The organism is Stenotrophomonas sp. AGC87, from assembly GCF_057333975.1.
The window spans coordinates 49558-55942 of sequence record NZ_JBHFHW010000044.1 but is presented as its reverse complement, the minus strand read 5'-3'; the positions used below and the strand labels follow the sequence as shown (position 1 = coordinate 55942).

Annotated in this window: 7 protein-coding genes; all 7 read right to left on the bottom strand. The window is 67.6% G+C overall.

What is annotated here, in order from left to right:
* Positions 1–28: 28 nt before the first annotated feature.
* The gene (gene hglS / locus ACE026_RS20440) at positions 29–1396 is read right to left on the bottom strand and encodes a 2-oxoadipate dioxygenase/decarboxylase HglS (protein ID WP_486040677.1); all 1368 of its coding nucleotides are present in this window, start codon (positions 1394–1396) and stop codon (positions 29–31) included.
* A 99-nt stretch (positions 1397–1495) separates the two neighbouring features.
* Positions 1496–2041, bottom strand: a complete 546-nt coding sequence (locus ACE026_RS20435) for a hypothetical protein (protein WP_486040676.1) — start codon at positions 2039–2041, stop codon at positions 1496–1498.
* Positions 2038–2790: an HAD family hydrolase gene (locus ACE026_RS20430; protein ID WP_486040675.1), complete on the bottom strand. Its 753-nt coding sequence runs from the start codon at positions 2788–2790 to the stop codon at positions 2038–2040. Before ACE026_RS20430 ends, ACE026_RS20435 begins: the two co-directional genes overlap by 4 nt.
* 109 nt (positions 2791–2899) lie before the next feature.
* Complete coding sequence (locus tag ACE026_RS20425; RefSeq protein ID WP_486040673.1) at positions 2900–3316, bottom strand: EF-hand domain-containing protein; 417 nt, start codon at positions 3314–3316, stop codon at positions 2900–2902.
* A gap of 219 nt (positions 3317–3535) precedes the next feature.
* Complete coding sequence (locus ACE026_RS20420) at positions 3536–3913, bottom strand: hypothetical protein (protein WP_486040672.1); 378 nt, start codon at positions 3911–3913, stop codon at positions 3536–3538.
* Between the two features lie 43 nt (positions 3914–3956).
* On the bottom strand, positions 3957–4694 hold the full coding sequence (locus ACE026_RS20415) for a M15 family metallopeptidase (protein ID WP_486040671.1): 738 nt from the start codon (positions 4692–4694) through the stop codon (positions 3957–3959).
* The gene (locus ACE026_RS20410) at positions 4648–6225 is read right to left on the bottom strand and encodes a serine hydrolase domain-containing protein (RefSeq protein WP_486040670.1); all 1578 of its coding nucleotides are present in this window, start codon (positions 6223–6225) and stop codon (positions 4648–4650) included. Before ACE026_RS20410 ends, ACE026_RS20415 begins: the two co-directional genes overlap by 47 nt.
* Positions 6226–6385: the final 160 nt, after the last annotated feature.

Below are 6385 nucleotides of genomic sequence, written 5' to 3'. Positions count from 1 at the left end.
GGGCCGGCCGCGGGCCGGCCACCTTCCGTCAGGCGCCCCGCAGGCTCGCCAGCGATTCGGCCTGCAGCCGCGCGTAGATCGCGAACTCGTCCTCCACCGTCATGCCCAGCGCCTGCTCGAAGGCATCGCGGTTGGCATGCGCGGCGTAGGCGCGTTGTTCGTCGCCGCCTAGGTTGGACTGGAAGATGCCCGCGGCGCTGACCGGCAGGAAATCCTCGTAGACGATCGGGTCGGCGCTGGCCAGGCCGGCGACAATCAGCGCTTCGGCCGGGAGATCCGCGACGGCGGCCGGGTTGGCACGACCGGCGTCGGTCAGTGCGTAACGGTAGTACCCCAGGCCCTCGCGGCGCAGGGTGTCGTGGTCATCCGGGAAGGCGGTGAATGCCTCCGCCAGGCGGGTCGGGTAATCCTGGCCGGTGCTGCCGGCACCCCCACTGTCGCGCGCCTGCGCAAGCAGCTGGTCATACAGCGCGCGGCCCTTGGGCGTCAGGGCGAGGCCACGCTGTTCGATCTCACCGAAGCGCGCGGTATGCGTGCCGGCATCGCCTGCGTCCCCCGAGGGGAAGTGCACGGTTTCTTCCAGCGCCTTGAAGCTGGTCTGGCGCAGCAGGATCGGGCACCGCCGCGGTGGCGGGCCTTCGATCACGGCCTTGGCGTCGATGCCACGGGCGAGCATGCCTTCCTGCGCAGCGTCGATGTCCAGCGTGCGCGGGGTCAGGTGATTGATGTGCGGGCCGCGGAAGCTGACCACATCGGCGATCAGCCGGTGCGCGTCATGCAGCGCGTGATAGGTATCCAGCGATACCGTGGCGTCGCCATGCCAACGGAACGTCTCCAGCGCCTCGATGACGAAGCGGCGGGCATCGGCCTGGTCGAGTCCACCCTCGCGTTCGGCCTGCGCGATCAGGGCCAGCGCGGTGTCGGTGAAGATCCGGCGCTGGGCGAGAATGTCAGCGGACTGCTCGCGCAGCGCGGCGTTCTCGATCAGCTCCAGCCGCAGCAGCGAGGTGAACACGCGGAACGGATTGCGCGCCAGCGCCTGCGCGTTGCGCGGGCGGAACGCGGTGGAATGCACCGGCACACCGGCCACCGAGAGGTCGTAGTAGCCGATCGGGTACATGCCCATCAGCGTGAACAGGCGGCCCAGCGTGGCCAGTTCTTCGGCGGTGCCGACCCGGATCGCACCGTGGCGTTCCTGGTCCAGCCGGGCGCGTTCATCGGTGCGGTCCAACTGCTCGGCCAGCGCCGGATTGGCGGTCAGCACGGCGTCGTTGATCTCGGCCACCAGGTCGACCAGCGTGCCGTACAGCGGCACCTCGGTGCGGTACATGGTGGACATCGCCTGGGCGAACAGGCTGCGGATATCGTCGGGTGACACGAAACGGTCGGCGCTCATTACGTACTCGGCAACGGATCACGGGGGAAGGTGCAGCAAGCGCTGCATTGTCGCCGAGGGCGGGGGTTACCGCGATCTGCACAGCAACAAAGAAGTCCCTCAGCGCGCGGGTGGCGTGGGACTGCTCGCCGCACGCTGGCGCTGCTCGCGGTTGCCGAGCTGGCGCTGCAGCGTGGCGTCGAGCGTCACCGGTCGGTCCCAGTGGTCATGGCTGGCGACGATGGCGTGGCGCAGCGCGCGCCAGTGCAGGTTGGTCGGCGTGACCGGCAGCTGGGCCACCACCACTTCCCAGCGTTTGGCCTCACCCTCCTCCGGTACCGTGCGCGACCACGTTTGCACGCTCTCGCGGCAGGAACGTTCGATCACATGCGCCCAGAAACACGCGAAGTAGATGTCGCCCGCCTGCCAGCCGTGGGTGTGCATCAGCGCGGCGATGTAGCCGCGCGAGACACCGGCATAGCGCGAGACTTCATCCAGAAAGCTGTCCGGGTAGCGCTCGGCGTAGTGATTGATGTCCTGCAGCTGGGTGTCGACCCAGGCATCGCCGGTGTCGACCACGTAGGCGGCAGACTTCTCCGGGGTCTGCTCGGCCGCAGCTGCCCAGGGCAGCATCAGCAGCAGCGCGAGCAGGCCGGCGCGCATCATGCGGCCTGTGCGGCCTTGGCTTCGATGGTCCGCAGGGCCTGCGGCCAGTCGAAGGCGGTCGGGGCGTCGACCATGCGCGGCTCGTCATCGGCCACGCCGTGCTGGGTCTCGTGCGCCCAGGTCACCGCGTAGGGAGTGTGGATGCCCCAGCCACCGAGGGTGATCACCGGTTCGATGTCCGAGCGCAGCGAATTGCCGACCATCACGAAGCGCTTGATCGGCAGATCGAACTCCTCCAACACGCGGGCATAGGTTTCCGGGTCTTTCTCGGAGACGATCTCGATGCGCGGGAACAGGTCGCGCAGGTTGGCCACCTTGATCTTGGCCTCCTGATGGAACAGGTCGCCCTTGGTGATCAGCACGACCGGGTAGTCGCGGGCGATCTCGGTAACCGACTCACGCACGCCGTCGATCAGCTCGACCGGGTGGCGCAGGGTATCGTGGCCGATGTCCAGCATCTGCTGCAGATCGCGGGCGCTGATGGTCTGGTTGGTGATCTCGATGGCGGCTTCCACCATCGACAGGGTCATGCCCTTCACGCCATAGCCGAACACGCCGAGGTTGCGCTGCTGCACTTCCAGCAGGTGGCGCGCGGTCTGCGTGTCGTGCACGTCGATATAGCGCGACAGGATATCCAGGTAGTCCTGCTCGGCCTTGCGGTAGAAATCCTCGCTCTTCCACAGCGTGTCATCACCGTCAAAACCAACCAGGCCGATAGCGCCTTGCGGCGTGGGCAGGGAAGTCATCATCGGGCAAGGATACCAACAGCGGCCCAGCGGCCCCACCCCGGCGGCCCATAAAGAAAGGGCGGCCGAAGCCGCCCTTTCCCCCTCACTGCGCTACCGGTGTCCCCGGTCCTTACTTGCTCTGCTGGGCGCCATTGCCGGCGGCCTTGCCCTGCTGGGCGGCCACGTACGCCTTGTATTCATCCGGCGAGAGCTCGCCGTCCTTGTTGGTATCGGCCTGGTCGAACACCTGGGCAAGACCCGCGTTCACCTGCGCCTCGGCTTTGCTGATGGTGCCATTGCCGTCGGTATCGACACTGGCCCACGTCTGGCCACCGCCACCACCGGCCTGCGCGGAGGCCTGTGCTGCGGCGTTGGAAGCGGTATCTGCTGCGTCACCGGCCTGCGCTGCCGCCTGCTGTGCCTGGGCGGCCTGATTCTGCGCCTGCGCGGCACTCTGCTGTGCCGACTGGGCCATCGCCGGAATGGCCAGCACACTGCCTGCGGCGACGATCAGGGCGATCAGGGGCTTGCGGTTGCGAATAGTCATTGGGGTGGTCTCCTTGGTAGGTATTGCGCGGCCTGTTGTTTCCGCACGGCCCCACACTGCCACCCCGTTTGTGAATCGATATTGCCCCTCGACCGCGCTGCGCACGCGGCCTTAACCACCTGTGCGAACGCGTGCATTACCGCAGTGGTTAGCCGCAGGTGAGCAGTTGGTAACACGCCCATTCATTGGCCCGGCATTTAACCGGATGCGAACGCAATCTCACGCGGTGTTGCTGTTTTTTTCGCCTGAGCGGAAACTGAACAAAAGCCACCCCAGTGCAACACCGCCGATCGCACCGGCCACTTCGAGCACCACGCGCGAGCCCAGCTCGTTCGGATCATGGATACCGGCGAGGAACAATCGCGCATACAGCGGCGACTCCAGCCGCATCATGCCCATATAGAAGAGATTCCACGCGTCGATGCCGGCCGAGGCCACCACCGCGATCACGCAGGCCCAGCCGATCGCATGCCCGTCGGTCCAGCCTGCCCAGCGGCACAGGCGATGCCACAGCGCATACACCAGCAGCCCGACCAACAGCGCGATCAGCCCTGCCTCCAGCGTTCCCAGCAATCCAAAGTGCAGCGGCAGGTTCATCGTGGTCCGATCCGGCGGTCAGCGCACAGTGTAGCGGTGCGCCTCAGCGGACCGGCACGTCGTAGGCGGTGGTCGGCGCCGGCTCGGGCTGCAGGGTGAAATGCCACCACTCCATCGGGTAGTTGGCGAAGCCATGCCGTGCCATCGCCTGGCGCAGGTGCTGGCGGTGGCTGCGCTGGGCCTCGCTGATCTCCGGCGCATCGGTATGCGCACGCCGGCCGAAGAAATCGAAGTCGGTGCCCATGTCCACCGGCGCGCAGGGGCCGTCGCGGCAATCGAGCAGGGTCAGATCGACCGTGGCAGCCCGGCTGTGGCCGGAGGTCTCGGCGATGTAGTCGCCAAGCAGGGCCGGCTTGTCGATGTCCGGGTACTGCAGAGCCTTGCGCGACTGCTCCTTGGGATCATGTGCCCAAGCGACGAAGGCCGTCACCGCGTGAGCCGGGCGGTAGCAATCGTAGAGACGCAGCGCGTAGCCCTCTGCCCGCAGGTCAGCCTCCACCTGTGCGAGCGCGGTGGCCGCCGGGGCGAGCAGATAGCACTTGGGCGCGTCATAGCCGGGCACACGCTGGCCGGTGAAGTTGTCGGGGCCGGCGTAGCGGATGTCCTGTTCGATCGCCGGTGCCAGCGCGCGGATGTCGACCAGTCCGGCCTCGGCCACGTCGCGCGCGGGCGAGATCGTCACCGCTGGCGCTGCCGCGTGGGCACTGCCGGCCAGCAACGCCAGCAGCAGCACGCTACGGGCAATCGCCGGTGCGGGTGAAGTGCAGGTCCTGGTAGTCATAACTGAAGTCGATCTCCGGATCGATCGCGGCCAAGGTCAGGGCGGGCGTCGCGCCTGGCTGCAGCCGCAACCAAGGCTCGGCATCGGCCCCGAGCGTATCCCACTGCACCAGCCAGCGCTCACCGAGCTGCATGACCTGGCCGCGCAGCATCGGCGACTTGGCGACGCTGAAACGCAGCGCGCCCTGCGCCGGGCAGAGCAGCGCCTCGCCCAGCCACGGGTCGCGATAACGGCCGTGCGCGGCGGCGGTGGTGCGAAGCGAGGCGGGTCGGCGCGCGTGGGTATCCGGGCGCACCTGTCCGGCATCGCGGCGGCCGGTGCGCTCCTGGTCCAGCAACGCCAGATAATGGCTCGCGTCTACCGTTTCTTCCGGTGCGGTGTAGTGCTTCAACGCGGCCTGCATCAGCGCGGTGCGTGCATCCTCGGCGTCGCTGTTGATCAGGATAACCACGCCAACCTTGCGGTCCGGCAGCAGCGCGAGCGAGGAATACATCCCGGACAGCGTGCCGGTGTGGGCCACCTTCCACTGGCCGTCCATGTCCGACACGCGCCAGCCGTAGCCGTAGGCGGACACATGTGCGTTGTCCCAGCGGCGTTGGCGCTCGCCCAGCGGCATCGGCATGTGCGCGGTCCACAGTGCGCGGCGCTGCGCCGTGCTCAGCCAACCGGGCACGAGCGCCGGATCGAGCAGCACCTGCATCCAGCGGGTCATGTCGCGCAGGCTGCAGCGGATGCCGCCGGCAGCCATCGAAGTCAGATCGGCACTGGTGTCACCATCGGCACCGCGCACCACGTTGCGGCCGTCTTTCCGCGTGTGCGGCTGGGCGACGTTGCCGACCGCCGCGACCGACCACGCCCCGACCTGGCAGCGATCCATGCCCAACGGCGAGAAGACTTCCTCGCGCAGCAGTTGATCGTACGGTTTGCCACCGGCTGCGGCGGCGACTTCGCCGGCGACCACATACATCAGGTTGTCGTAGGCATAGCCGCTGCGGAAGCTGGTGACCGGCTTGAGATGGGCCAGCCCGGCAATGATGTCCTGGCGGGTGAAGCTGTTCGGCTCGGGCCACAACATCAGATCGCCCGCGCCCAGGCCCAGGCCGCTGTTATGGATGAGCAGGTCGCGTACCTGCATCTGCGTGGTCACCCACGGGTCGTACATGCGGAACTGCGGCAGGTAGCGGGTAACCGGGTCGTCCCAGCGCAGGAGACCGCGGTCGACCAGCCGGGCGAGCAGCGCGGCGGTCATCGCCTTGCTGTTGGAAGCGATCTTGAAGAGGGTGTCCGGATCGATGACCTCGCCCTGCCCGGCGCGGCGCTCGCCACGGGTGCCGATGAAGACGGGGTTGCCATCGTCGACGACGGCCATGGCGATGCCCGGCAGGTGTTCGTGGGCGACGGTCTGATCGAGCAGGCGATTGAAGGTGTCGGTGGGCTCGGCTGCCCATGCGCTGGGGGCGATGGCCAGGGTGCAGGCCAGGCCAAGCGTGAGAAGGCGGGATCGACTGTGCGTTGAAGCGCGTGACGGCATGGGTTCCCTCGTCATGACCGGAGGGCGTGCTTCTTTGGCCGCCGGTTGAAAGCTGTACCGACCAACGATCGGTACCTACCGGATGGCGGTGGAGACAGGTGCCATTCCGCGGTCGGTTGCGCGCGTGCACGCGGCATGGCGGTGAAGGCCGGTGCCGACT

What these genes read in the sequence shown, in the direction of transcription:
- ACE026_RS20435 (WP_486040676.1), bottom strand. Translation starts at nt 2,041, where the DNA reads ATGATGCGCGCCGGCCTGCTCGCGCTGCTGCTGATGCTGCCCTGGGCA.
- hglS (WP_486040677.1), bottom strand. Translation starts at nt 1,396, where the DNA reads ATGAGCGCCGACCGTTTCGTGTCACCCGACGATATCCGCAGCCTGTTC.
- ACE026_RS20420 (WP_486040672.1), bottom strand. Translation starts at nt 3,913, where the DNA reads ATGAACCTGCCGCTGCACTTTGGATTGCTGGGAACGCTGGAGGCAGGG.
- ACE026_RS20410 (WP_486040670.1), bottom strand. Translation starts at nt 6,225, where the DNA reads ATGCCGTCACGCGCTTCAACGCACAGTCGATCCCGCCTTCTCACGCTT.
- ACE026_RS20415 (WP_486040671.1), bottom strand. Translation starts at nt 4,694, where the DNA reads ATGACTACCAGGACCTGCACTTCACCCGCACCGGCGATTGCCCGTAGC.
- ACE026_RS20425 (WP_486040673.1), bottom strand. Translation starts at nt 3,316, where the DNA reads ATGACTATTCGCAACCGCAAGCCCCTGATCGCCCTGATCGTCGCCGCA.
- ACE026_RS20430 (WP_486040675.1), bottom strand. Translation starts at nt 2,790, where the DNA reads ATGATGACTTCCCTGCCCACGCCGCAAGGCGCTATCGGCCTGGTTGGT.